This is a genomic window from Anatilimnocola aggregata (assembly GCF_007747655.1).
Classification (GTDB): Bacteria; Planctomycetota; Planctomycetia; order Pirellulales; family Pirellulaceae; genus Anatilimnocola; species Anatilimnocola aggregata.
The window spans coordinates 7,609,390-7,634,394 of sequence record NZ_CP036274.1 but is presented as its reverse complement, the minus strand read 5'-3'; the positions used below and the strand labels follow the sequence as shown (position 1 = coordinate 7,634,394).

General features: G+C 56.0%; 21 protein-coding genes, 2 tRNA genes and 2 rRNA genes. 16 read left to right on the top strand and 9 right to left on the bottom strand.

The window, feature by feature from the left end; all coding sequences use genetic code 11:
- Positions 1-16: 16 nt before the first annotated feature.
- On the bottom strand, positions 17-1,975 hold the full coding sequence (locus ETAA8_RS29020) for a TlpA disulfide reductase family protein (RefSeq protein WP_145097186.1): 1,959 nt from the start codon (positions 1,973-1,975) through the stop codon (positions 17-19).
- Between the two features lie 391 nt (positions 1,976-2,366).
- Here ETAA8_RS29020 and ETAA8_RS29015 point away from each other — a divergent pair.
- The 8 genes from ETAA8_RS29015 to ETAA8_RS28980 all read left to right on the top strand — a co-directional run bounded on the left by ETAA8_RS29015 (position 2,367) and on the right by ETAA8_RS28980 (position 9,950).
- A tRNA-Ile gene (locus tag ETAA8_RS29015) sits at positions 2,367-2,440 on the top strand.
- Between the two features lie 93 nt (positions 2,441-2,533).
- A tRNA-Ala gene (locus ETAA8_RS29010) sits at positions 2,534-2,606 on the top strand.
- A gap of 708 nt (positions 2,607-3,314) precedes the next feature.
- Positions 3,315-6,211: ribosomal RNA gene (locus ETAA8_RS29005) — 23S ribosomal RNA — on the top strand.
- Positions 6,212-6,376: 165 nt separating this feature from the next.
- Positions 6,377-6,484: ribosomal RNA gene (gene rrf, locus ETAA8_RS29000) — 5S ribosomal RNA — on the top strand.
- A gap of 86 nt (positions 6,485-6,570) precedes the next feature.
- Positions 6,571-7,542, top strand: a complete 972-nt coding sequence (locus tag ETAA8_RS28995; protein ID WP_238397831.1) for a class I SAM-dependent methyltransferase — start codon at positions 6,571-6,573, stop codon at positions 7,540-7,542.
- Between the two features lie 106 nt (positions 7,543-7,648).
- The gene (locus ETAA8_RS28990; RefSeq protein ID WP_145097180.1) at positions 7,649-8,761 is read left to right on the top strand and encodes a hypothetical protein; all 1,113 of its coding nucleotides are present in this window, start codon (positions 7,649-7,651) and stop codon (positions 8,759-8,761) included.
- A 19-nt stretch (positions 8,762-8,780) separates the two neighbouring features.
- The gene (locus tag ETAA8_RS28985; protein ID WP_145097178.1) at positions 8,781-9,077 is read left to right on the top strand and encodes a DUF1232 domain-containing protein; all 297 of its coding nucleotides are present in this window, start codon (positions 8,781-8,783) and stop codon (positions 9,075-9,077) included.
- 3 nt (positions 9,078-9,080) lie between these two features.
- Entirely contained in the window at positions 9,081-9,950 is an 870-nt protein-coding gene (locus ETAA8_RS28980; RefSeq protein ID WP_145097175.1) for a phosphorylase family protein, read from the top strand.
- A gap of 12 nt (positions 9,951-9,962) precedes the next feature.
- Here the strand turns inward: ETAA8_RS28980 and mqnC are convergent, their stop codons facing one another.
- The 3 genes from mqnC to ETAA8_RS28965 form a co-directional block, all read right to left on the bottom strand.
- Positions 9,963-11,096, bottom strand: a complete 1,134-nt coding sequence (gene mqnC / locus ETAA8_RS28975; RefSeq protein WP_145097172.1) for a cyclic dehypoxanthinyl futalosine synthase — start codon at positions 11,094-11,096, stop codon at positions 9,963-9,965.
- 42 nt (positions 11,097-11,138) lie between these two features.
- Positions 11,139-11,978 (bottom strand): menaquinone biosynthetic enzyme MqnA/MqnD family protein, encoded by an 840-nt coding sequence (locus ETAA8_RS28970; protein ID WP_145097169.1) that lies wholly within the window; start codon positions 11,976-11,978, stop codon positions 11,139-11,141.
- Positions 11,979-12,168: 190 nt separating this feature from the next.
- Positions 12,169-13,497 carry a DUF1501 domain-containing protein gene (locus ETAA8_RS28965; RefSeq protein WP_145097166.1) on the bottom strand — a complete coding sequence of 443 codons (1,329 nt, stop codon included), beginning with the start codon at positions 13,495-13,497 and terminating at the stop codon, positions 12,169-12,171.
- Between the two features lie 551 nt (positions 13,498-14,048).
- Here ETAA8_RS28965 and ruvX point away from each other — a divergent pair.
- A complete protein-coding gene (ruvX, locus tag ETAA8_RS28960; RefSeq protein ID WP_238397599.1) occupies positions 14,049-14,549 on the top strand; it encodes a Holliday junction resolvase RuvX in 501 nt (166 codons plus the stop codon).
- A gap of 55 nt (positions 14,550-14,604) precedes the next feature.
- Here ruvX and ETAA8_RS28955 read toward each other — a convergent pair whose 3' ends face one another.
- Positions 14,605-15,816, bottom strand: a complete 1,212-nt coding sequence (locus tag ETAA8_RS28955; protein ID WP_145097163.1) for a hypothetical protein — start codon at positions 15,814-15,816, stop codon at positions 14,605-14,607.
- Positions 15,817-15,884: 68 nt separating this feature from the next.
- Positions 15,885-16,070 (bottom strand): hypothetical protein, encoded by a 186-nt coding sequence (locus ETAA8_RS28950; RefSeq protein WP_145097160.1) that lies wholly within the window; start codon positions 16,068-16,070, stop codon positions 15,885-15,887.
- A gap of 310 nt (positions 16,071-16,380) precedes the next feature.
- Here ETAA8_RS28950 and rplM point away from each other — a divergent pair, with 310 nt between their 5' ends.
- Both rplM and rpsI read left to right on the top strand, forming a co-directional pair.
- Positions 16,381-16,824 (top strand): 50S ribosomal protein L13, encoded by a 444-nt coding sequence (gene rplM, locus ETAA8_RS28945; protein ID WP_145097156.1) that lies wholly within the window; start codon positions 16,381-16,383, stop codon positions 16,822-16,824.
- Positions 16,825-16,872: 48 nt separating this feature from the next.
- On the top strand, positions 16,873-17,286 hold the full coding sequence (rpsI, locus tag ETAA8_RS28940; protein ID WP_145097153.1) for a 30S ribosomal protein S9: 414 nt from the start codon (positions 16,873-16,875) through the stop codon (positions 17,284-17,286).
- Positions 17,287-17,443: 157 nt separating this feature from the next.
- On the opposite strand, the gene ETAA8_RS28935 is transcribed toward rpsI, so the two are convergent.
- Positions 17,444-18,148, bottom strand: coding sequence for a TylF/MycF/NovP-related O-methyltransferase (locus ETAA8_RS28935; RefSeq protein ID WP_145097150.1), 705 nt, complete (start codon positions 18,146-18,148; stop codon positions 17,444-17,446).
- A gap of 432 nt (positions 18,149-18,580) precedes the next feature.
- Between ETAA8_RS28935 and ETAA8_RS28930 the strand changes: the two genes are divergently transcribed.
- The gene (locus tag ETAA8_RS28930; protein WP_145097147.1) at positions 18,581-19,456 is read left to right on the top strand and encodes a tetratricopeptide repeat protein; all 876 of its coding nucleotides are present in this window, start codon (positions 18,581-18,583) and stop codon (positions 19,454-19,456) included.
- Between the two features lie 73 nt (positions 19,457-19,529).
- Positions 19,530-20,774 (top strand): MFS transporter, encoded by a 1,245-nt coding sequence (locus ETAA8_RS28925; protein ID WP_202921337.1) that lies wholly within the window; start codon positions 19,530-19,532, stop codon positions 20,772-20,774.
- Here ETAA8_RS28925 and ETAA8_RS28920 read toward each other — a convergent pair.
- The gene (locus ETAA8_RS28920; protein ID WP_145097141.1) at positions 20,657-21,352 is read right to left on the bottom strand and encodes a DNA-3-methyladenine glycosylase I; all 696 of its coding nucleotides are present in this window, start codon (positions 21,350-21,352) and stop codon (positions 20,657-20,659) included. The two genes, ETAA8_RS28925 and ETAA8_RS28920, sit on opposite strands and share 118 nt — an antisense overlap.
- 134 nt (positions 21,353-21,486) lie before the next feature.
- On the opposite strand from ETAA8_RS28920, the gene ETAA8_RS28915 reads away from it, so the two are divergent.
- The 3 genes from ETAA8_RS28915 to ETAA8_RS28905 all read left to right on the top strand — a co-directional run bounded on the left by ETAA8_RS28915 (position 21,487) and on the right by ETAA8_RS28905 (position 24,422).
- Complete coding sequence (locus ETAA8_RS28915) at positions 21,487-22,758, top strand: radical SAM/SPASM domain-containing protein (protein ID WP_202921336.1); 1,272 nt, start codon at positions 21,487-21,489, stop codon at positions 22,756-22,758.
- 15 nt (positions 22,759-22,773) lie between these two features.
- Positions 22,774-23,460, top strand: coding sequence for a hypothetical protein (locus ETAA8_RS28910; RefSeq protein WP_145097138.1), 687 nt, complete (start codon positions 22,774-22,776; stop codon positions 23,458-23,460).
- A gap of 275 nt (positions 23,461-23,735) precedes the next feature.
- Positions 23,736-24,422, top strand: a complete 687-nt coding sequence (locus tag ETAA8_RS28905) for a hypothetical protein (RefSeq protein WP_145097135.1) — start codon at positions 23,736-23,738, stop codon at positions 24,420-24,422.
- A gap of 62 nt (positions 24,423-24,484) precedes the next feature.
- Here ETAA8_RS28905 and ETAA8_RS28900 read toward each other — a convergent pair whose 3' ends face one another.
- Positions 24,485-24,997 carry a CBS domain-containing protein gene (locus ETAA8_RS28900; protein WP_145097132.1) on the bottom strand — a complete coding sequence of 171 codons (513 nt, stop codon included), beginning with the start codon at positions 24,995-24,997 and terminating at the stop codon, positions 24,485-24,487.
- Positions 24,998-25,005 lie beyond the last annotated feature (8 nt).

The following is a 25,005-nucleotide window of genomic DNA, read 5'->3' as shown; positions in this document are numbered from 1 at the left end:
TTGGCGAAGTCAAGGCTTACTTCGTCAGTTTCTTCAGTTCCGTCTCAATCTCGCTCGCGTGGATGTTGCGATTGATGACGCGCCCCTGGCGATCGATGAGGAGCATTGTGGGAAGTGAAAGAATGCCCATTTCGTTGGCAATGCGGCTTTCGAGGCCACCTTCCTCGAAGAGTTGCGGCCAGGGCACCTTCTTGGTGGTGATGAACTGCCGGGCAGTCCCCACTTCGTTATCGAGATTCACACCGACAGGCACGAACTCTTTCGGATAACGGTTCAGCATGGTTGCGATCAGAGTCATGTCTTGTTTGCACGGTTCGCACCAGGTCGCCCAGTAGTGCACCAACACAATCTTGCCGCGATAGGCGCTTAGGTCGAACTTCCGGCCGTCGACCGTGTTCCCTTGCAGCGACATCGGCTGGCCGACCGACTCCAGCCGCCGTTTCGCGCCAGCAGCTTTTTTCGCCAGTTCGGTGGAGCCGAATTCTTTGACGATGCGACCGAACCACTCCAGAGCCTTCTCTTCTTTGCCCGAGAATTCATACCCAATCGCCAGTTGCAGCATTGCTTCGGCCGCATCGGGGCTGGTTGCATATTGGCTGATGAACGCTTCGAGGTTGTTCATCCAACTGGTGTTGATTTTCTCGAAATCGGGCTCTTTAGCCTGCAAGCTCAGGTTGTATTCGGCGCTCATTTGGCGGAATTCGACAAAAGGCACCAAGTCCCGCGACTTGGGGTCGTTCTTGATCGTGTCGAGCAAGCTATTGAGCCGCCGGACTCCTTCGGGAAAGGCACCGGATTGCACAGCTGCAGCAACCGTTTCGGCATATTGGCGAACCCAAATGATCCGGTCTTCGCCGGTTGTCGAGCGAACAAGTTGGTCTAGCACATCGCAGCGGGCACTGTTGAGTTTTCCCAGCTGAGCGGGTGTCGCTTCCGCCAGGGCCTTGTCGACGTTGGCCAGGTCAGCGATCTGTTTTTGCACTTCCGGGCTAACGCTGCGATTCTCTGGATTGTCGTCGCCACCGCTCCGTGTGCTGGGCTCTGCTTGGAAGAAGTAACCTGCCACGGTCGAGGCATTCGGGTCGGAGAGGAGGTTCTTTGGCAGGTCGATCAATCGCCAACGATCGCCCACTCGAACTAGTGATCCTACAATGAGTTGCGACGTTTTATCCTTGCCATTCTGGACAATTGCGGTGACGTTGTCGTAGATAATCAGATCTTTCGTCGAACCTTCACTGCCGGCCGTAAACACCCCCGGCTTACTCGCGCCGAAGGAGATCCATTCCGCCGATTTGCCCACCATCGTTTGCTTGCGGGCGACATCGCCAAATTTCTCGGCAGCATCGGTAATTTTCGCTTTGATCTCGGTCACTTTATCAGCGCCAAGTCCCAGCGTTTGCAATTCTTCCGCGGTGAGCAACAGGCGTTGAAAGCGAGCAGCATCGCCATCTCGCAGGGCTGCGACCAATTCTTCGGTCACTTCCTCGGGCGAAATGCTCTTCCAGGCGTCGATCCGGCCATCTTCGTTTTCGTCGGTTCCCCAGCGAATTCCCGCCGTGCCGAGCCAGCGATATTGGTCCGCCTTGTTGTTGTAATTCGCGTCGATATCGCGATAAATCTCGATGCCGTTGGCGAAGTAGCACCACTGATCGACCTTGTTGTCGCCGTTGGTGTCGAGAAAGCGGCGGAGTAGTTGACCGCCAGCATCGCGCACCACCCAACCGGTGATTCCGCCAAAAGTTTCCACATCGACTTTGCAGCGCGCAAGGTCTTGTTTTTCGGGTGTATCGAAGTTGATTCCGGGCTGAACGGGGACCAGGCGAAGCGCGTCAGCAGCAGAGGGAGAATCGGCCCAGATGGGCGTGGCGAAACACGCTGGGGCTGCCAAGCCGGCCAAAAACGTCCAGCGGCTCAAATGCTTCCAGTAGCCCTCGGCGCAAAGACCTGCGGTGTAGAGACACAGTGTTCGCAGCATGGCTTCCGTTCCTTCCGTGTGTGGACTTGATGCGGGGGCAGAAAATCAGCAGCTGCGAACCCGCACTCGCGCGAAATTGTCGATTTTTTGAAATCCTGTCGTAGCGACTCTGATTCTTTTCGGCGGCTCAGCCGCAGCAGATTCAGCACGTTTGGCAAGATTTCCGGATTGTATGGGGCTGGACTAGTGATTTTCCAGCATTTTTTCGGAGTCTGCTCACGTTTCGGAGGCCGGCGGACGATAATTTCGCTTCTCGGCACATGGGTGAGCCGAGCCAGGTTTAGCAGGGACGTGCTCGTTTCGCCCGGCTTTCTCAGTGGTCAGCCCCGTTTGACAAGCCTCGCAGCTTGTTTACAATTCGAGGTTTCCCGCTGGAAACAGCCGGTCAAATGCGCGGCTAGCTCAGTTGGTTAGAGCGCGTCGCTGATAACGACGAGGTCACAAGTTCGAATCTTGTGCCGCGCACTTGGCAGGGATGAAGAGTTGAAGGGACGCAGGGACGAAGAGAATGCCTTCTCTTCAACCCTTTCTCCCTTCTTCGCTTCCGCTCTGCCCGCCGGGGACGTAGCTCAATTGGGAGAGCACTGCCTTTGCAAGGCAGGGGTTGAGGGTTCGATCCCCTTCGTCTCCACTGGTTTTCGATAAAATTGACGGTTTGCTTCGGTTCTGCAGTGCAAAGGATGGGTACGAAAAAGAATTCTGTGGCGAATCGGAAATCACCCCTTGTCCGCCTCTCCAGAATTCATATAGTAGAACCCGTCGAAGGAATCACTGCTCTCCGCATCCTTGCGGGACGCTTCCTTTCGGGAAGCGAAGTTCCAGTCGGTTAAAAAGCAGCAGTGATTTTTTTGTCGGTGGTGTTGACGAGGGTGGCCAAGAGTTGTAAATTTGCTCTTTCCCACTTTGGTTAACCCCAAGTGAAAGTCGCAAGTTGATCGCGAGAAGTTGCTTCAAAAGTGAGCCACTTCTCCTGGTCAACAGGCAGGCTTGAGTCTGGTTTCGGCCAGCTCCACCTGGTTAGATCTTTGACAATTTGGTTGTTGGGTAGATGGCATCTTCATGTGAGTGTCGTCTTGGTTTGGCTCGAAAGGGCTAAGTCAAAACGGAATACTCACGATGAAACTCTTAAGCGTATGCCAAGTTGGGCGAAAGCCTGATTTGGTGAGATGAAATAGAGCTATCGTTACTAGAAAACGCTGGATGTACCGGCCCCACGTTTCACAACGTGCGGTTGGGTACCAAAAGCGTAGCTGCCTCAATCCAGAATGCTCTACTAATCAAATCGCAAAAGTCGAAAGGCTGGTGCGATAGTAGTTGGTGGAGAGTTTTGAATAATTGTGGTCAAGCTACTAAGGGCACATGGGGGATGTCTTGGCGTCAGAAGGCGATGACGGGCGTGGAAGACTGCGAAAATTTTGGGGTAGCTGTCAAACAAGCGTTGATCCCGAAGTTCCCTAATTAGTTAGCACTGAATCCATAGGTGTTAACGGCCAACCCGGAGAACTGAAACATCTCATTATCCGGTGGAAAAGAAGGAAAAATCGATTTCGTAAGTAGCGGCGAGCGAAAGCGAAACAGCCCAAACCGCGTAGGTTTTCCTATGTGGGGTTGTAGGGTCCTTCACATGAGAGTTACAAAATCAGTGAATAGCAGAATGGTCAAGGAAAAGCCAGCCACAGAGGGTGACAGCCCCGTAAGCGGCATTCAACTGATCTCTCGAAGGAAACCTGAGTAAGCTGGGTCACGTGAAACCCCGGCTGAATCTACGGGGACCATCCCGTAAGGCTAAATACTCTCTGACGACCGATAGCAAACTCAGTAGGGCGACTGAAAGATGAGAAGAACCCCGTCGAGGGGAGGAATGTGAACCTGAAACCATGTGCTTACAAGCTGTCGGAGCACTATGCCCTTCGGGGAATGTGTGACGGCGTGCCTTTTGCATAATGATCCGGCGAGTTACCGTCAGCGGCTCGGTTAAGGCCTTACGGGCCGAAGCCATAGGGAAACCGAGTCTGAATAGGGCGACAATTGGTCGCTGGTGGTAGACCCGAAACTGCGTGAACTACCCATGGGCAGGATGAAGCGCGGGTTATACTGCGTGGAGGTCCGAACTCGTCTGGGTTGAAAACCGGTGGGATGACCTGTGGGGAGGAGTGAAAGTCTAATCAAACGCAGAGATAGCTGGTTCTCACCGAAATATATTGAGGTATAGCCTCGAGAAACTACGTTGTGGGGGTAGAGAGACTGAATTGGTATGGGGGTCATTCCCGACTACCCGGCCGAGCCAAACTCCGAATACCATAACGACTATCTCGGGAGACAGACGGCGAGGGATAAGCTTCGTCGTCGAGAGGGAAACAACCCAGACCATCAGCTAAGGTCCCAAATTAATACTTAGTCACTAAGGAAGTGACGTTACTGTGACAGCCAGGATGTTGGCTTAGAAGCAGCCACCATTTAAAAAGTGCGTAACAGCTTACTGGTCGAGTAATGTCGCGCCGATAATGAACGGGAGTAAGTATTAAACCGAAGCTATGGAATCGAAAGATTGGTAGGTGAGCGCTGTACAGCAGATACAAGCCGCACGGTAACGAGCGGTGCCGGGCTGTACAGGTGATTATGCCGGAATGAGTAACGATAAAACAGGTGAGAATCCTGTTCGCCGAAAGCCTAAGGTTTCCTGGGGAAGGGAAATCCGCCCAGGGTTAGCCGGTACCTTAGTCGAGGCCGAAAGGCGTAGACGATGGATAGCAGGTCAACATTCCTGCGCTGCTAATGTGAACTGATGGAGGGACGGCGTCTGAATAGTGAGCGGTACGACTAGAAATGTCCGTGGAGTACTCTGAGGTGTGGAATAGGTAAATCCGTCCACATAAGCCAAGGGGTAAGCCCGAGAGCGTTTATGTTCTCGAAGTCACTTGCAGGACGTCCAAGAAAATCTTCTAAGGGTTAAAGCATTAGTAACCGTACTAAAACTGACACAGGTAGGCGAGACGAGTAGTCTCAGGCGCTCGGGAGAACGGTGGTTAAGGAACTCTGCAAATTCACCCCGTAACTTCGGGATAAGGGGTGCCTTCTTTATTGAAGGCCACAGAAAATCGGCTCTAGCAACTGTTTATCAAAAACACAGGACTCTGCCAACTCGTAAGAGGATGTATAGAGTCTGACGCCTGCCCGGTGCCAGAAGGTTAAGGAAGAGGGTTAGCCGCAAGGCGAAGCTCGCAACCGAAGCCCTGGTAAACGGCGGCCGTAACTATGACGGTCCTAAGGTAGCGAAGTTCCTTGTCGGGTAAGTTCCGACCTGCATGAATGGCGTAATGACTGGAGCACTGTCTCAACCACCGACCCGGTGAAATTGTAGTCGTGGTGAAGATGCCACGTTCCCATGGTTAGACGGAAAGACCCCATGAACCTTTACTGTAGGCTGATATTGGGTTGAGGTACGTTTTGTGTAGGATAGGTGGGAGGCTGTGAACTGGTAGCGCCAGCTATCAGGGAGCCAACGTTGAAATACCACCCTGAATGTGCTTTAATTCTAACCCCATCCCGTGAATCCGGGTGGGGAACAGTGTCAGTTGGGCAGTTTGACTGGGGCGGTCTCCTCCAAAAAAGTAACGGAGGAGTCCAAAGGTACCCTCAGCCTGGTTGGCAATCAGGCGCCGAGCGCAAAGGTAGAAGGGTGCTTAACTGCGAGACTTATCAGTCGAGCAGATACGAAAGTAGGGCTTAGTGATCCGGTGATTCCGTATGGAAGGGTCATCGCTCATCAGATAAAAGGTACTCTGGGGATAACAGGCTGATCGCTACCGAGCGTCCACAGCGGCGTAGCGGTTTGGCACCTCGATGTCGGCTCATCACATCCTGGGGGTGAAGAAGCTCCCAAGGGTTTGGCTGTTCGCCAATGAAAGTGGTACGTGAGCTGGGTTCAGACCGTCGTGAGACAGGTCGGTCCCTATCTGCCATGGGCGTACGAAATTTGAGGAGGATCTTCTTTAGTACGAGAGGATTTAGAAGGACGCACCTCTGGTGTACCAGTTGTCACGCTAGTGGCACGGCTGGATAGCTAAGTGCGGAAAGGATAAACGCTGAAAGCATCTAAGCGTGAAGCCCTCTCCAAGATTAGATTTCGTAGGCTTTGCCGAAAGTCCCCTCGAAGATGACGAGGTTGATAGGCCAGATGTGTACGCGTAGTAATATGCTTAGCTAACTGGTACTAATGGACGAACGCTTGGCCACATTTATTCACAATTCTCCTGAGGCAGCTGAAGTATGATAGCTTCTGAAGCTTCTCAGGCTAAGATTGGGCAAAATCAAGTCTGCGGACTTGAACTAACCTGGTGCCATTTACCCAACAACCTTAATGTATAGGGTGCGGCAGTCTTTACCGGCTGCCGTATCATTCCCGGTGACTACATCCGAAAGGCCACACCTGTTCCCATCCCGAACACAGTAGTTAAGCTTTCGGAGCCGATGATAGTGCAACAAACGCGAAAGTAGGTATTGCCGGGGTTTTTTGATAGTTAAGTGACGAGTTTACTCTCACTTCGAAATACGAACCCCTTGCAGGGTAACTTGCAAGGGGTTTTTTCGTGCTTATGCCGAATCACCCATCACTGCCGCTCGACCCTGCTGCAACGGCAGCCCGTGTGGGTGCCTATTGGCGCGAGCAGTTGCCTCGCGCGATCCACACGGGTCGCGACATTAGTTTGGTTCTCGACCGCGGCCTGGCCGAACTCTCACTCACCAATCTGTGGGGAAGTGAGAATCGCGAGCCATCTTTTTTGATGTGGCAGCAGGCGGGCGAAATTCTTCAGCCCGGTTGGTTGCAGTTGCGGGCGCGCGAAAAGCCGCGAGGCTATGCCGGTGATCACGAAATGCTGGGAGCCATTTTTCAAGAGCGGGTTACCGACAACCCACTCGGCCAGGCGTTTGATCGATATTTTCTTCGCCAGGCAGCACCCCACGCAGTTCGCAATCGAATGTACCTGGTCCGCGATTTGATCTTTGATCTGCTGCTGACAGCAGATTTACCAAAAAAAGTTGTCGTGGTCGGCAGCGGTTCAGCGCTTGAAGTGGCAGCTGCACTTCAGCAGTTATCAGCCGCTCAGAAGGACCGCGGCGAAATTGTACTCCTCGATCTCGATCCGACGGCAATTCTTCTCGCCGAGCAGAATTTGCGACCTCATTTGGGCAATATCCAGCTAGTTGCCGAGTCGGAGAATCTTGTCCGGCTCCCCAGAAAGACTGCCAAAGTAAGTCGCCTAAGCGGAGCCGATCTGGTCATTTGCACTGGCTTTTTCGATTATCTTGAAGATGACGCAGCGACCGAGATGCTCCGAATGATTTGGAATTGTCTGCGGCCTGGCGGCCAAGCTTTGGTTTTCAATTTTGCCCCCTGGAATCCTACTCGCGCTTACATGGAATGGATCGGTAACTGGTACCTTCTTTACCGAAATCGTGCGGATCTGGCTCGAATCGCCAGCGAAGCTGAGATTCCCGCGAACAATTTTGAGATCTCCGCCGAAGCTTCGGGGATCGATCTGCTCCTCACTCTCAGAAAAAGCTGAGTTAGTTCCACTTCGCAGCGTCGGCGGAGTGGTAATTTCTGGCTTGCCATCGAAGCATTCGGCATAATGGGCCGCAATAGAATTTTGCCGTTCCGGAGTTTGCCGCATGTTTTCTCGTGTCGATCGTCGCACCTGGCTGAAGTCGACCGCCGCAGGTTCGCTTCTCGCGGCCTGCCCTGCAATTTTGTTTGCACAAGATCCTGCCGGCGACTGTCCAGATTGCGGCGGGCTCGGGTTCTTGCCGCTCAAAAAGCGGAGGCCTTACTTTCGCGTGGAAGGGCAGGGGGGAGCCAATGCAGCCGAGTCCGTGCCGCATCGATTCTGTCCTAAGTGTCGCGGTGACCGCAACGAGCAGGAATTAGTCGACGAGGAAACCGAACGGCTTAAAACGGCCCTCGAAAACCACCGAAAGTGGGAAAAGGAGACCGGCTTCGCCCTGAAGCGGGTCGAGACTCGCCACATCATGGTTCATGCTCAGATGCCCGTGGCGGAATGCGTGAAGATCGGCCAGGGATTCGAAAATTTGGCCGCTCATCTTCAGGAACTGACTGGCTCGATGGAGCTGACCCGCACACGGCCCGATACTTACGAACAGATGAGCCTGTTTGGCCCCGAGGCCTATGCACATTTTCGCACCGTACTGGAAAAGCTCTATTCCGTCGACGAGCGTGGCCCTTCCTGGTCGGTGAGTCGCGGCCTGAGCGCCTTCGATCATACGCTCATCCCGTTTTTTCAAGAATCAGCGGAGACAATCAAGAATCGGCCGCCGGTACATGGCGTCTGTTTCATGGGGGGCCGCAAGCAACTGCACGTCGCCACCAACAATCGCGCCCCCAAATGGCTCGCTGAAGGATTTGCCGAGTATTGCGAATTCGCGGCGCTCAAGAAGAATCTGTGGCGAACGGTCTATAATCAAAAAGAGGGCCCAACGCCGGGCGATTGGGTTTCACAGTTGCGAAAATTCGCGGTGGACAAAAACTTGCGACCTTGGGTCGAGCAGGTAGAACGCGACATTCGAGATTGGGATGCCCGCGACTACCTACAGATTTTCGGGATGACCGCGTTCCTGCTGCAAACGGAGCCGAAAAAGTTTCTCGTCTACGTTCGCAACCTGCGCACTGCGGCCGATCCCACCACTGCTCTCGAAGAAGCCTACGGAAAATCGATCGCCAACCTCGAGCCGGAATGCAATCGCTGGCTGATTCGTGGTGGCAAGTAACCATGGAGAGATACGACGAATGGCTGAGCCGAAATCATATTCCGCAGATGCTTCCCCTCCATTGCAGGGCGAAGTAATGCCGCCGACGCAGTCTGGTTTGGTGGGGAGCCTGGTATCCGTTGTTGGGCTGGTGCTGGCAGGGGTCTACCTGGCGAATCCAGGCTGGGGAGTCATTGAATTACTTCCCGACAATCTTCCCGGCATTGGCAACATCGATGAAGTTGTCGCGACGACGATTTTCCTCACCTGTCTTGCCCGCTTGGGAATCAACATTCTCCCTCAACGCGGTCCGACCACGAGCGAACGGAAAAACTAAGCGATGCTGCTACGTTGGCTGGTCAACAACTACTTGCGCGATGCTGCCGAGCAGGCCGTACGGCAGCACTTCAGCGGCACAAGTTCCGGACAGGCCGGGCAGACAGTTCCCACCTCAGGTGGTGCAGAGGGTGAAGTTGCCGGTGAAGATCTCCCTTGCGATGTTGCCCTCATCTTTGCCCTGGGAATGGAAGCGGGGCCACTGGTCGATCAGTTGAAAGATGTCGCGTCGACCAAACGGCCGAAGCACGTTGAGCATGCGGGATCCCTCGCTGGCAAACTCGCGGTGATTGCCGAAGGTGGAGTCGGTCAAGAAGCGGCCGCGCTAACCACTCGTGAAATGATCCGCGCCTACGAGCCGCGCTGGATTGTGTCTGCCGGCTTTGCGGGCGCGCTGAACGATCAATTGCATCGCGGTCACATGCTGATGGCCAATTCGGTGGTGAATTTGGCCGGCGAAGAAATGCAAATCGAACTCAAAATGCAGCCCACCCCCAAGTTGCACGTTGGGCGGTTGCTCACCGTCGATGGGCTCTTGAAAACAACCGCCGAGAAACTGACTGCAGGGGCAGAGCACTCGGCCATTGCCTGCGATATGGAAACGTTTGCAGTCGCCAAGGAGTGCAGCCTGGCCGGCGTGCGGTTTCTCTCGGTGCGGATTGTTAGCGATGGCCTCAGCGACGAGCTACCATTCGAAGTCGAGCAACTGATGAACGAAAAGAATCTCGCCAAGCAGGCAGGCATCGCGATCCAGGCTCTGATGAAGCGCCCCGCGGCGGCGCTTGACTTGTGGAAACTCCGAGACGAAGCGAATAAAGCCGCGGAACGCCTGGCCAAGTTCCTGCTGCAGGTGTTGCCTCAATTGCCCGCGTAAGCAAGAGCCTTGCTAACTCGCCAGTTGCACGAGTGGCAATGTCTTGGGCTTACGATTCGCTTCAATTGCGCGAGCTTCGTGCGCGAGGTCGAGCAGTTCGTAATGGACGTTCCGTTGCCGGGGCGTGTAGCCGAGTTCGCTGATCGAGTCGCGAATCTGGTCGAGCGTCAGGAAGTGAACCGTTCCCGCTTCGGCAACGACATTCTCTTCGATCATCAGGCTCCCCATGTCGTTCGCACCGAACAGCAGCGCGAGCTGGCCGATCTTTAAGCCCTGCGTCACCCAGCTCGATTGAATGTTCGGGAAGTTGTCGAGATACAGGCGGCTGACAGCCTGCGTCTTCAGATACTCGAACGAGCCAGCCGGCGGCACGTCGGCCATGTCGGTGTGGTCGGGTTGAAAGGTCCAGCAGATGTAAGCAGTGAAGCCGTGCGTTTCGTCTTGCACTTGCCGCAGTCGTTCTAGGTGCTCGATTCGCTCGGCCAGCGTTTCGATGTGGCCGAACATCATCGTCGCGCTGCCGTTGCCGCCCAGTTCATGCCAGACGCGCATCACGTTCAGCCAGTCGTCGGTCATCACCTTGCCGCGCGTCATTGCCCCGCGCACACGGTCGACCAGGATCTCACCGCCGCCGCCCGGCAAGCTGCCCAGGCCCGCATCCTTCAGCCGCTGCAGTACCGCTTTCAGCGGCAGCTTGTTGACCTTCGTGAAGTGATGAATCTCGGGCGGACTGAAGCCGTGGACGTTGATCGTCGGAAAGTTCGACCGAATGTCGTGCAGCAGTTCTTCGTACCACTCAAGCTTGTAGTCGGGATGTAAGCCCCCCTGCATCAAGATTTGATCACCGCCAAGCTCGACCGTCTCGCGAACTTTTTGCAGCAACTCTTCGCGAGGGAGCACATAACCTTCGGGCGATTTAGGCCGGCGATAGAACGCGCAGAAATCGCAGACTGCCGTACAGATGTTGGTGTAGTTAATGTTGCGGTCGATGTTGTACGTGCGGATCGGCTCGGGATGCAGCCGGCGCGTCACCGCATCCGCAGCGCGGCCGATCGCAGCGAGATCGTTCGATTGCAGCAGCGCGAGCCCTTCTTCGGGCGTTAGTCGCTCACCGGCGACTGCTTTACTAAGGATGGTGTTGATCATGTTGGAGTTCCGCCTTCAGGCGGTCTGTATCGGAATTTTCTCTTACGTGGTGCCCGTATTGATTCGGGCAGCGCCGGCTAAAGCCGGTACTGCAACTCCCGCAGGAGCGAGGCCCAGGCGAACCGCGTGTTCGTGGAATTTGCGCAAGCCGCAAAGCTCACGGTCGTGAAGGTAAAAGTGCAAGTTGTCTCGCAGATAGACGAGGCATTGTTCGGTAGTCAGGCCATAGCGGGGCGCTTCGGTCGCGGCGATCTGCGGCAGGTTCGCGAGCCCCTGATCGCGTGCTGCGGATAGCTGTGCTGCTAGTTCATCGGTCCCTTCGATACCCGGACGAGCGACCCACATCGCAAAGACAAACGGCAACTCGGCCCAGCGACACCAGACATCTCCCAAGTCCCAAATCTCAGCGAACTGACTCTTTGGCGGATGCATGGCCCGATCGCCAATCACCAGGATGCCATCGGCGGGCGATTCTTCCCAGGGCGATCCAATCGGCAGCGGCAACAACTGGGGCGAAATCCCGTGCCGCTCTTTGAGCAGGATCTGTACGAGTGCCGCGCTAGTGCGGGAACCTTCGTCGAGTGCCAGGGTCCGAATCTTGCCAACGGGCACGCGCGAGAACAACTTTACGCTAAAGACAGGACCACGGCAGCCGATGCAGGCATCGGAAATGATCGAATAGCTGGGGTTCTGGAAGAACTCAATCGAGGGAATCAGCGCGACATCGAGCTCGCCGCGGGCCAGACGATCGGCCAGTCTGCTGGGGAGGTCAAAGACCAGTTCGAAGTCACGCGTGCTGGGTTCGCGCGTGCTGCTTTCAATTGCAGTCAAGCCATAAACCAGCGGCTTGGTATTCAGATAGGAAACAGCTCCGACCTTCATCGCGTCCATCCTTCGCAGTCAATTCACTCGCAGCAGACCCCGATTATACGAGGGCTCGCAAATGCTCGAAAGGTAAGCCCCTAGCGGGCTCTTCTCAGAGTGTTAACTGCAAAAATAGACGGGAGTTAACGGCCGGTGATTCCTAAGGAACCAAGTCTTTCCCTAAGCCCCCAGTTCCTAGCTCCCTCCCTTACAGCCATTCCTTGATCGGCTTGCCTTCCAGCAGGCGGATCGGGCGACCGTCGGGAGCATTGACCATCAGGTCGGTCGGAATGCCGACTTTCTGATAGATGGTGTTCACAATGTCTTCGCTCAGGTATTCGTCCTTGATGACGTGACCACCTTCGTCATCGGTCTGGCCGAGAACCTGGCCGCCAGGAACGCCGCCACCGGCCATCATTGCAAAGCCCGATGTGGCCCAGTGATCGCGACCGCTGGCCGAGTTGATCTTTGGCGTACGACCGAAGTCGGTGAGCCAGACCACCAGCGTGCTGTCGAGCATGCCCCGCTCTTCCAGGTCGATCACAAGCTGGGGCAGACCTTTATCGACGGGCGGAATGCGGGTGTTCTTGAGGGTCTTGAAGTTGTTAGCGTGCGTGTCCCAGCCACCATCGGTCACGGTGACAAAACGCACACCCGACTCAATCAACCGGCGAGCCAGCAGCAGGCCTTGGCCGAATTTGTTTCGACCGTACGCATCGCGCAGTTTGTCGTCTTCTTTTTCGAGAGCAAACGCCCCCTTCGTTTCCGGCGCGGTGATCATGTTGAGCGCCGTTTTGTAGTGTTCATCGAGCGCTTCATAAGCGGCAGGCTGCAGGTCGTTCTGCCGCTGCAGTTGATCGACAGCAGTGAGCATCTTGCGGCGACGATCGATCCGCTCGCTGGTGACACCAGCAGGGGGTGTGATATCGCGGACGTTGAACTTTTCGGCACTTGGATCGGCGGCGATTTCGAACGCACCATGCTCCAGTCCGAGAATGCCCGGGCTGCCGCCACCAAAGCGGCGATCGACTTCGGTGCCCACTTGGACAAACGGCGGCAAAGCTGATTTGAAACCTTTGTAGTGGCTGACCACCGCACCCATCGTGGGATAGCGAACAGCCTGATTCATCTTGCGGCCCGACATCACGTATTGATCGGCCGCACCGTGACTGCCGTTCAAAGGATTCCAACCACGCAGCAGCGCGAACCGCTTGGCTTCCTTGGCGAACGTCGGCACGATCTCGGTGAACTTCACGCCAGGAATTGCCGTGTCGATCACGCTATATTCACCGCGCACGTTGACCGGTGCATCAGGCTTGGGATCGAACGTGTCGTGATGGCTAGTACCACCGCGGGTCCAAACCAGAATCACATTGCATTGCCCCAGCGAAGACTTGCCCGCGGACTTCGCAGCAGCTTGGCTGGCGAGAAAACCGGGGAGCGAAAGGCCCAGTCCACCGAGCGCACCAACCTGCAAAAAGCTGCGTCGTGAGACACCTTCGCAATCACGCGTCCGACCAGGAAACAGGTTGAGCATGAGGGCACCTTGGCGGGAGAATTCTGGCAAGCGGAAAGGGAGGAAGGAGCCACGACAGAATGACCCGCGCAGCAACTGCGTATCATAACAGATCGGATTTTGTGGATGCAATTGTTTTCGAAAAATAAGGGGACGGTATTGCTAGCAGCTAGCTGGGAATTGCAGGCCGCGCGGAATGAGCATGATCGGGCTCGCCATTTCGCTATGAGTAGCCGGGGTGAACAGGAGCTTGAACAGGTGCCAATACTTGTGTCATTGCGAGTCTTATGTATCCCGTGGGCGCTCTGCAAGTGATTGTGGAATAAGGGTTTGCGGTTGCGGTATTCGTCGCTGCGGGGGCTACTCAACGCTGTTCAATGAACAGGGCTGAACAGGCCTCTTTCAGGGGGGTGGGCTGAATCGCGTTCACATCCTTTCCAGCGAAGGCACTTTGTCAGGCCAGCGTTAGTAGCGTTGTCCCTCCTATTGAAGCCGCCAGCCGTGACACGTCTGGTCAATGCCCGGTGGGTAAATGAAAAAACCTTTGATCGCTTCCCATTAGAATGCACGTTATGTCGGAACCGCCCACGATGAAAGAATCCCCGCCGCACGAACCCGATGGGGTGCCGCGCACGGGGCGAATCGCAGCCATCGACTACGGCAGTGTACGCATCGGAGTGGCGATCACCGACCCGGAGCAAAAGTTCGCCAGCCCGCTCGAGAACTACTCTCGACGCAGCGAGCCCAAGGATGCCGAGTGGCTGCAGCAACTCGTTCAATCGGAACGGATTGTGGGCCTGGTGATTGGGCTGCCTTTGCACACCAGCGGGACCGAAAGTCAGAAGTCGGCCGAGGTCCGCAAATTCGCAGCCTGGCTTGCGCCACTCGTCAAAGTACCGATCGCACTCTTCGACGAGCGCTTCACCACCTCGCAAGCGAACGAATTGATGGCCGAAGCGGGGCTCTCCACGAAGCAGCGGAAAGAACGCCGCGACAAAATCGCCGCGCACGTATTGCTACTGAGTTATCTCGATTCTTCGCGCACGCTCAACTCGCCCACGACGCTCGAATGAGTTCCCATAGTCCAGTCACTCCGTGACTGGTTCCGCGAGTCATGGAATGACTCGCCTACGGGTCAACCGGTGGTGGCGGAGTCTGCGGATAGGCTCCTGCCCATTCGTGGGCGAATTGCGAATCGAGAAAGAGCAGCCACGTTCGCAGCGGCGCGCGTTGCTGGGCGAGAACCTGGCGGATGATGGGAACCGCCTGATTGACGTTTGTCAGCGAAAGATCGATGTAGCTGTAAAGCAGTCCGCTGCCACCGCCAATACTGCCGCCGACTCCTGCCCGCTGCAACGCCTCGTCGAGCGGATCTTCGATATTGGCCCGCTGTTCAACTCGCGCGCTATTGGGAACTTGCGTGGCGTCGATCTTTAAGTAGCAGAAGAACTCGTTGTGGCGCGAGTGGCAGCGAGAGTCGAACAACGTGCCCGAGAGAGCCGCCTCCAACACATCGGTGCAGCAGGTAGAGCCAACAACTAGATCGCTCCGCTGCGGATAGTCCTGCAGTCCCCGCTCCGCTTCGAGCTTGTAGTTCGACCAGTTGGCTTGCTGCTTATCGACCCGAAACCACGGTTGTGCCGGCAACTGTTCCAGTAGGCTTTGCGCCAGCGCGGTGACTGTAGCCTGACCGCGCTCGAACGGCAGCCAACGATGACCCGGTTCGCGCGCGTCGGCCACGTCGACGCCACCGATCCAGGCATCGAGCATTTCTTCGCCCATCAGCGTTTCGGTAATGACAAATGCGACCTGGCGAGCTTTGTCCTCGTCCCATTTTTCCTGCGGAAATGTATAGAGCAAATCGATCTTGCGATTGCGCCCAACGCGGGCTTCGATGCCTGCCTGTTGAAACGAGACTCCCTGTCTCCCTTGCACGGCGGCGCGCACATGTTCGGCATCTTCGGGCAAGCGATGGGCATAAAATTCCCAATTGGGAATTTGCGGTGCACGGCCAAGAACGTAGCCGAGCACCGGTCGCAGCCAATGGTAACTTTCTGGCGTGAGAACGAGGCGACTTCCACTGGCCTGTTGATTGGCGGCGCGTCGAGCGGGGCCGAATTCCCAACTAAGATCTGCGCGCCAACAGACGGCGGCATTGAGCGGGCCCAGGTTCTCGTCCATGAAGCGGACGACATCGAATTTGCCGCGCTGCGAAAAGCTTTGCGAGATGGCCGGCGCATTGGCCTGAAAAGCCTGCCACCAACGATCTGTCGCGGCAACCACTTGTTGCTGCCACTCGCGATCAGCTGGGTTCTGGGGATCCGCGAGCAACCACCGCATGGCAGCAACTCCGCAAAACTGGCTCGGGTAAATGGTCAGAACTGAACCTACCGAGTGTTCGCCCCGCCTTAGCCCTTCTTGGCAGCGGCCTTCACGCGGTGTTTTACTTTCCGCTTAATCCGCTTTTTGGGCTTAGTCTGGGTCGCGTGACACTTCTTGCAACGCGTAACCTGATTGTTCAGCTTGGCGTGGCACTTGGGGCAGCGGCGTTCACCAGTCTGAAGCACGAACTTCGTGCGTGGGCGGGTCTTCATCGGAAAGTCTCAAATCAAGTGCCAAAGACAAATAGAAGTAAGCCCCGTAATATATCGAGCTCCCCTGCCGGCCACAAGGACGAAAGCGATCAATGTGGTCATCCAATCGTACGCATCTCGCTCCGCCGAGATGGCAGCATCTTGCGGAGTAAGATGACTACCGAGGAAGGACAAAAAGGTAATTGCACCCGCTTTGGCTCTTGAAGGAACTGGCCCAGACCGATAAACTGTGCGTTTCCCCAAATCGGATCGAAGAAGATAGGCCCCGCTGGCGTTGCCATGCAGCGGTGCTTCCCTGAGGAGAGACCTCGTGGCTGGCACGAAGACTTACATCGCCAAACCGGGCGAAATTGTTGAAAAGTGGTGGGTTGTCGATGCGTCTGACAAAGTCGTGGGCCGTTTGGCCAGCGAGATTGCCATGGTGCTCATGGGCAAGCATCGTCCGACGTACACCCCGCACGTGCTGACCGGCGACGCTGTCGTCGTCATCAACGCCGAGAAGGTCGCCTTCAGCGGTCGCAAGTGGACGCAAAAGTCATACGCTTGGGTCACGGGTTACACCGGCCAGCGTACTGTCTCGGCCGAGCGCCAATTGGCCAACCACCCCGATCGCATCTTGCGTGACGCGGTCCGCCGCATGCTACCCAAGAACAAGCTGGCCAGTAAAATGCTCGCCCGCCTTAAGATTTACACCGGCGCTCAGCATCCTCACCAGGCCCAACAGCCTGAAGCTCGCGAGATGGGCGCTAAGTAGTTCATCCCTCACCAATTCAATCACTGTCAATAGACTCGGTAGACGAACATGGTTGCAGCGAAAAAAGACAAGCTTACTGGTGATGCACTGGGTACTGGCCGCCGCAAGACGGCCGTCGCACGCGTTCGCCTGCGTGCTGGCAGCGGTGTAGTAACGATCAACGATCGCACTCTGGAAGATTACTTCTCGGTCGAAACCGACCGCATGAACGTTGTCGACGCGCTCGAAGTAACCGGTCACCGCGCCGATATGGACGTCATCATCCGCGTCGCAGGTGGTGGCCCCACCGGCCAATCGGGTGCGATTCGCATGGGCATCGCCCGCGCGTTGCTCGCCGCCGATACCGAAAGCTTCAACACCTTGCGTGGTGGCGGCTACCTCACGCGCGATTCCCGCATGAAGGAACGCAAGCATTACGGTCTGCGTGGTGCCCGCCGTGGAACGCAGTTCTCGAAGCGTTAATTTGGAAAATTCCAGTCGCTATCGACAACAAATCAACCTCTCCCGAAGACCTGTGGTGCAAATCACGGGTCTTTTGCTTTTCTTGCTTGGGTCAGCTATTTAGTCCCGGCAGCGGTTGGGGTTCTCGCCCCTACTTCCTATAAACTCCCACCTCTCACTACGCGGTCGTCTTAATCAGCATGCACTGGGTGGTGGGTAGCTCGATCACTTGTTCTTGCCGACCTTCGCAGAACTCAGAGAAGGCCTGGCGAACGCCGGGCAGAATCGAGTAGTCGTGCGAGAGGACGACTCCACCGGGAATCAGGCGAGGAAAGAAATACTCGAGACATTCCTTGGTGCTTTGATACAAGTCGACGTCCAGGTGAACGAAGCAGAACTTGTGATTGTCGAGTACCCCCTTCACGCTTTCGGGGCAAAACCCCTTGTGATACTCGAGCTGCTTGTAGTCTTTAAGGTACTTCTGAATTGACTCGATGCTGCAAGCAAAGCGGCCTTTGACCTCGATGTGCTTCTCCACTTCCGACGGCTCGGGAAGCCCTTCGAAGGTATCGCAGAGGTGGAAGGTCTTTTCCCCCTTGGCTTCGCAAATGACCTTGGCTGTGCTGCCCTGAAACACGCCCACTTCGGCAATATCGCCCGGAGCCTTGGCCATGCCGGTGGCAATGGAGTGAACGATGAACGACTCGAAGTTAGTCACCATCGAGCGGCGTTCGCGGCGGGCCCGGCGGAGCAGTTTGAGCTTGTTCCAATCCTTGTGCATCATCAGGGCGAGCATTTCAGCCCGCGCGGCCATGTCGATGCCCAGCCATTCGATGAACGTACCACCGATCAGCTTTTGTAGACGAGGATTGCGCAGCAACATGGGCGGGGTCTCCAATTCAGGGCAAAAAGACGAATGCGGGCTACCGGCAGGTGCCCCCGCCTCCAGCGTCGGCCAGTCGTCATCGTAGCAGTGGACGAATTGAATACAAGTTATCAAAAATGACTTACGACCGTGCACGTTAGCGCACTAGGTCTGCATCGGCCACTACTGCAGGCATCATCAGCCGTTGCCCAATAAGGCTTACAGCTTACCAATCGACCGCTAAACCAGGGGCAGGTAGCGCTGCTATGCTGACAGGAAGATGAATTTTCGCACCGTACTTCGCTAGCAGCGCAAGCTGTGGGAATCATGACCGAGCAACCGACATCAACGTCGAATGGATCGCCAAAGCCAACTCCGGAACGCTCCACATCACCGCGGCGAAGCGGTGGTTCGTGGCTCGCTTGGGCCCTTGCTCTGGGACTGGGCGGAATGGTTCTGCTGGTCGAAGCACCGAACGAACTGGCCAAGTGGAAGTATGCTGCCGCGCTCGAAGCTCGCGAAGCCGGTGAAAAAGAGAAGGCCTACGAACTGCTGGAGCAGGCTCGCCAGCGCAGTGCCCACAACTTGGAATACAAGCAAGTTTTGGCCGAGTGGAAACACGAGGACCGTGAATACGCCGAAGCCTTGGCGATCGTGCAGGAGTTGTGCGAGATCTTCACCGACAATACTGATCTAATCGGTTTTCGGAGTCGGCTGTACCAGCATTTGCAGCGACATCCCGAGGCGATTGCCGATTTACAAAAAATCATGCAAATCAGCGAGGCTACCGGCCAGCCCGAACGAGCACTGTCGCTGAACAATCTGGCCTATGGACAAGCAATCGCCAAAACTGATCTCGACGCGGCTTTTGAGCATAGCAACGAGGCCGTGAAGCTGGCCGAAGCGGATCTCGCGAGCGCTGCCAATCAACTCAAGCGTGCTCAAGAAAAGAAAAAGGATGTGCTTGAGTCTGAAGCGGCCGTAGCCAACAAACGCTTCACTGTGGCTGGCCATCTCGATACGCGGGGACTGGTTCGCTTGTATCGCGATGAAGCAGCCGATGCTCAGAGCGATTTCGATCAAGCGATTTCTCTGGCCGAGCAAACACTGAAGTTTAGTCGCGCGTTCGAGAAGGAACCCCGCAATCAGCAGCGGCCAAAAGCCGGTGCCAGCCTACGCCAGAAACAAGTAGACGAAACTTTGGCCGTGCTGTACTACCACCGCAGCCTCAATTTGCAAAAGCTGGGGCGCGAGGATGAGGCGAAGCGGGACTTTGCCAAGGCCAAAGAGCTGCTGGGTCGGGAGCCGGACGAAACGCTGTTTTAATTGGTTCGATCTGATTCACTTGTCCTGCCAAGACAAACACCGAGTCGCACCTGAAGACGAAGCGGAATCGGCAATGGACAAGCGCAAAGACTCAACAGACTTACAAGTGACTCCGAGCACGCACATTCTGCTGCTCGTCAATGCCTACTTGGGCTTCATTAGCCTCGGACTTCCCGACGCGGTTACTGGCATCGCGTGGCCGGAAATTCGCGATGATTTTCGCCTTTCTCAAGGTCAACTCGGCTGGGTTTCGGTCGCTTTGGGCTGCGCCTATTTTCTCTCGAGCTTTTTTGCCGGCAAGCTGCTGAATTGGCTGGGAGTGGGATTGCTGCTCACCACCAGCAGTCTGCTGGTGGCATTGGCCATGTTTGGCAACGCCGGTTCGCCCGCTTTCAGCGTGATTCTGATCTGTGTGGTGATCTGGGGACTGGGCTCCGGCGCGATCGATGCCGGATTGAACCACTACGCCGCCAGCCATTTTTCACCGATGCATCTGAACTGGCTGCATGCCTGTTACAGCTTGGGCGCGACGCTGGGGCCCATCATCATGACCCTCAGCATCGCGAGCAGCGACTCGTGGCGACTGGGCTATGCGATTGTCGGTGCGATAGTGCTGGGGCTGACGTTACTGTTCGGCATTTCCATCCGTGCCTGGAATAACAGCCCGCAGAACGCGAGCGAGCAAGCAGCGCCATCGGTCTCGATGGCTGCCACGCTGCAGCTTCCGCGCGTCTGGCTGCACATCGCGATTTTCTTCCTCTACACCGGCTTGGAGTTCATGGTTGGCGCGTGGAGCAAAACAATGCTGACCGAATCGCGCGGCGTAGATCCCACCACCGCGGGCTTTGTGGTCACTGCCTACTACTTCGCGATTGGTGTAGGGCGAGTGGTGCTCGGCACGCTCACAACCTGGGTCGGCGTCGATCGCCTGCTGCGGGTGGCGACGATCGCTGCCGTCAGCGGCAGCCTGCTCTTTGCCATTGCGCCCGGCTTAATCCTGAGTACTTCAGGACTCGTCCTGTTGGGGCTAGGTTTAGCTCCGATCTTTCCTTGCCTGATGTCGCGCACACCGGCGCGCTTGGGGACTAACTACGCTGTGCATGCGATTGGCTTTCAGGTAAGTGCCGCAACCTTCGGGGGCGCTTCTATCACTGCCTTTGCCGGGCTGCTCGCCGAACGCGTGAATTTGCAGGCCATTGCCTACTTCAGTGTGCTGCTGGCCCTGCTCATTTGGTTGATGCACGAGGTGCTGCTCAGAGTTCCGCCCCCGGCGAAGCTCGAACCGCGAGACTGGCGCCGGCAATTGCCCAGCGCCTGAACTGGCTTGTGCCGAAAGCAACTCACCAGGTGATCGTTGACCATGCCGGTGGCTTGCATAAAGGCGTAGCAGATAGTGGTACCGATGAATTTGAAGCCGCGCTTCTTCAGGGCTTTGCTCATCGCGTCCGATTGCTCGGTTCGCGCGGGAACTTCACTCATTGCCGTCCGTTTGTTTTGCAGCGGCTGGCCGTCGACGAACGTCCAGATGAAAGCATCGAAGGAACCAAATTCTGCCTGCACCTGCAAGAACGCTTGGGCGTTGATGGCGGCGGAAGCGACCTTCAGCCGATTACGGACGATCCCTTCGTTCTGCATGAGGGCAGCTTCCTGCTTTGGCCCGAACTTGGCTACGACCGCAGGGTCGAACTGCTGAAAAGTCTTCTGATAGTTAGCCCGCTTTTTGAGGATCGTCGACCAACTGAGTCCCGCCTGCGCACCTTCGAGCATCAGCAACTCGAACAACAGCCGGTCGTCGTGTACCGGCACGCCCCATTCAGCATCGTGATACTGCTGATCAAGCTCACCTTTCGCCCAGGGGCAGCGGATCACTTCTTTTCTTGCCGGTAATTTGGTCATGAAACTTCATCGATTCCAGAGTTTGGTACAGGACATTGCACCATCATAGTGACAGGCGCGGCGCTGTCGTAGGCTGTCGCTTCAGCTTATAATCGAAGTTCGAAACCGTGGCTCGAACTGGATCTGGTGAGACGATGTATGCTCGTATGGCGTGGCGTCTGCTGCGCGAAACAGATAAACGCCTGCTGTGGAAGCTTGCGTGGAACTTTGGCTTCAAGGGCGTGCTCTCCGTCCAAAAGCACAAGGCGCGCCTCAAGCGGGGCGAGTTCTTCCCGCCATTCTTGTACGTCTCGGTCATCAATAGCTGCAATCTCCGCTGCCAGGGTTGCTGGGTCGACGTCGCGGCCAAGCAATCGAAAATTGAAGTCGCTGCGATGGATCGGCTGATCACCGAAGCTAAGGCGATGGGAAATTCGTTCTTCGGCATTCTCGGCGGCGAGCCCTTCATGCACCCTGAAGTGCTGAAGATCTTTGCGAATCACCCGGACTGCTATTTTCAAGTCTTCACCAACGGGCACTTCATCACCGACGAAGTAGCTCGCGAACTTCGCCGCTGCGGCAACGTCACGCCACTGATCAGTGTCGAGGGGAATGAGATCGTCAGCGACGAGCGCCGCGGGCGCGAACACGTCTACAGCCAGACAATGCAAGGGCTGCAGAACTGTCTCAAACACAAGGTGATGGCGGGCGTCTGCACCAGCTTGTGTCAGACGAACTTTGAACTGTTGAGCGAAAAATGGCTCGACCGATTGATTGAAATGGGTGTGATGTACACCTGGTTTCACATCTATCGCCCGGTCGGTCCCGACGCCAAACCAGAATTGTCGTTAACCCCCGAGCAGCAGTTGCAGTGCAGAAAATTCGTCGTCGAGATGCGGGCCAAGAAGCCGATTGTCATCGTCGATGCCTACTATGATGGGGAAGGGCGCGCCCTTTGTCCTGCTGCGACCGGCTTCACGCATCACATCAGTCCCTGGGGCGATATCGAACCCTGCCCGATCATTCAACTCGCGAAAGAAACAATCTACGACGAGCGCCCCTTGAAGCAAGTCTTTCAAGAGAGTGAGTTTCTGCGCGACTTCCGGCAAACGGCCGCCCAGCACACGCGTGGTTGCATTGTTCTCGAACGTCCCGACCTGCTGGAACAACTGGCTCAGCGACACGGAGCCCGCGATACCACTGCGCGCAAGGCCGAACTGCAAGAACTGGCCGCAATGGACCTCCGCCCGAGCCAATACAACCCTGGGGCCGAAGTGCCCGAAAAATCGTGGGCCTATCGCCTGGCCAAATACTTCTTCTTCAACGACTACGGCACCTACGGCAAGCACTTCGACGAGAAGAAGTGGATTGATGTCCGACAGGAAACGCCGCCGCCAAGACCTAAGCTAATGCAGATTGGTCAATAGCTCGCAGGAGTAGTCATGCTCAAGACACATCTCTCCCCTGTGTTCGACGGATTACTCTGGGTCTCAATGTTTTCGTGTTTAACGCTGACCGCTCAAGGTCCGGAGCAGTTGGCTCAAGCTGCCGACTATCGTGAATTAGTCGCAGGTCTCGCTAGCCCGAACAAAAATGCGACGACCACACATGGTGGTGAACCGCACGTTCGGTTTCCCGCCGGCTACGATGTGGAGGCACAACGTCGCATAGATCAGACGCGAAAAGAGTTGCAGGAAAATTTCGAAGCTGCCTTGCCATTCCTAGTCGAGGCGTTGGACGACAAGCGTTATTGCATGACGGTTAGTTGGGCTGAAGGAGATGCCTACTACAACTATTCTGTTGGTGCTATCTGTCGAGATATCATTGCTTCTCAATTGGAGGTCTACCGCAACAAAATTCGGTTTTCAGATGCTCCACATTGGAACCGATACAACTATCCGCTCATTTCTAAGCAGCAAATGAAAAAACGCGATGGTCGCAGATTGGCTGAACTGCAAGTAGAGGCTATTGACTGGGCGATCAACAAATTAGACGCCGCTGGAAATAGGCAAAATGATGATGATAAAACGGCGGTTGCCGAGCTGAAGAAGTTGCGTACAGACATACTGGAATCTGGAATTCCAGCAAAGCCGAACCGCTTGTTAAGGCCAGTGTTTCGGGACCGGTAGGTCGGGCTTGGCGAGAAATATCCGACAGAAATCCTCATCCCCAGGTGCGCTGCGCGACCCGGGGCTAATGGCTTGGATCCCTGCGGGATCGTTGAACTGGCAGCCTCGCTAGGCCTAACCCACTTGGTGGGAAACCATCTCGTTTGGGCGTTCTGTACCCGGGCCTGCGCGCGCCCTGTCACAAATTTCTCCCAATTGCGCTCAAGAGAGAACTGGTTTTCCTGCCTTGGAACGTGCCAGCACGTTTTCACCTCTCTGCAATTCGGAAGTTTCTCATGCCTTCGCCGATTTTGACTACGCTGCCTCTCGTTAGCAATTTGCTCAAGGCCAAATTTGTTGGTCGCTTGAAGTTCGCGAATAGCGCCAAGGTTGATGTGGGCAAATACAAAATCGAACTGCCCCCGGGACTCGCAGCAGCGGACGCCCCACAGCCGTCGTTCGTCACTCGCAAGGAACTCGATCAGCAGTTGGGCAAGCCGCGTCCCAGCGTAAAGGGGGTCGCCAAAGCGAAGTTCTCGCTGGCCTATGCCAACTTCAATCAACAGTGGCGACAAATCCCTACGAAAAACGGCCCGCCCCAGTGGCAGTTCATGGGGGGCGAGGTCTACTTCGATTCCACCGTCAGTGTGTACATTCTCGACGAATACAAACCGAACGACAAAGACAAATCGAGCGTCAATCGCTTTCGAATCATCATTCAGCACGAACTCGAACACGTGCTGGACGACGCCGATCTCGTCCGAACTTTTATGCCTCAAGCTGTGCTCAAGGAGAGCATGGTGCAGCGCTATTTCGTCCAAAACCAACCGATGGACAACAGCATGTTCGAGTATTTCATTCGCGGCCCCAAGCTGCAGGAGTATTTCGAGCCGACCTGGATGCTGGAGCGCAACAAGCGGGCGGACAAACGGGATTCACCCGAGGAATACAATCGGCTGATGCGAGAAATGCAGAAAGCGTAAGGCAACCACCACATCGACCGCCAACAAAAGCAACGCGGGCTAAAGCCCACGCTACTCAGGAACTATTCGGCCAGGGTGCGTGTGAGATAACGCAGCATTTCGCGCAAGCTGAAGATGCCGACGGGTCGGCCATGCTCGTTGACAATCGGAACATGGCGATAGCCGCCGAGGTCCATGCGGTGGAGTGCGAACGCAACTTTGGCGGTGACGGGTAGCGATTGCACGTTGGCCGTCATGAACTGGCTCACGGGTTTCTCGCCGCTGGTGGCCAGGTCTTCGCCCACTTTGAGCAGGACGTCTCGTTCGGTGAAGATGCCCACTAGCTCTCCCTTCTCGACCACCAGCATGCAGCCGATGTTGTTCAGGGCGAGCAAGCGAATCGCTTCGCGAACGGGCAGCGAAGGAGATATGAGGAGCGGTCGTCGTCCCTCGAACAGCGACACGCGGTCGGTGAGCAAGGCCAACTCGACCGCGTTGGCTGGTTCCGGTAACGAGGTATCGTCCAGGGGAAGACCACATTCGTCGCAGTGGTCGGCCCCTTCAATGACCGGGTGATCGCAGTAAGGACATTCCATGCGGGAGA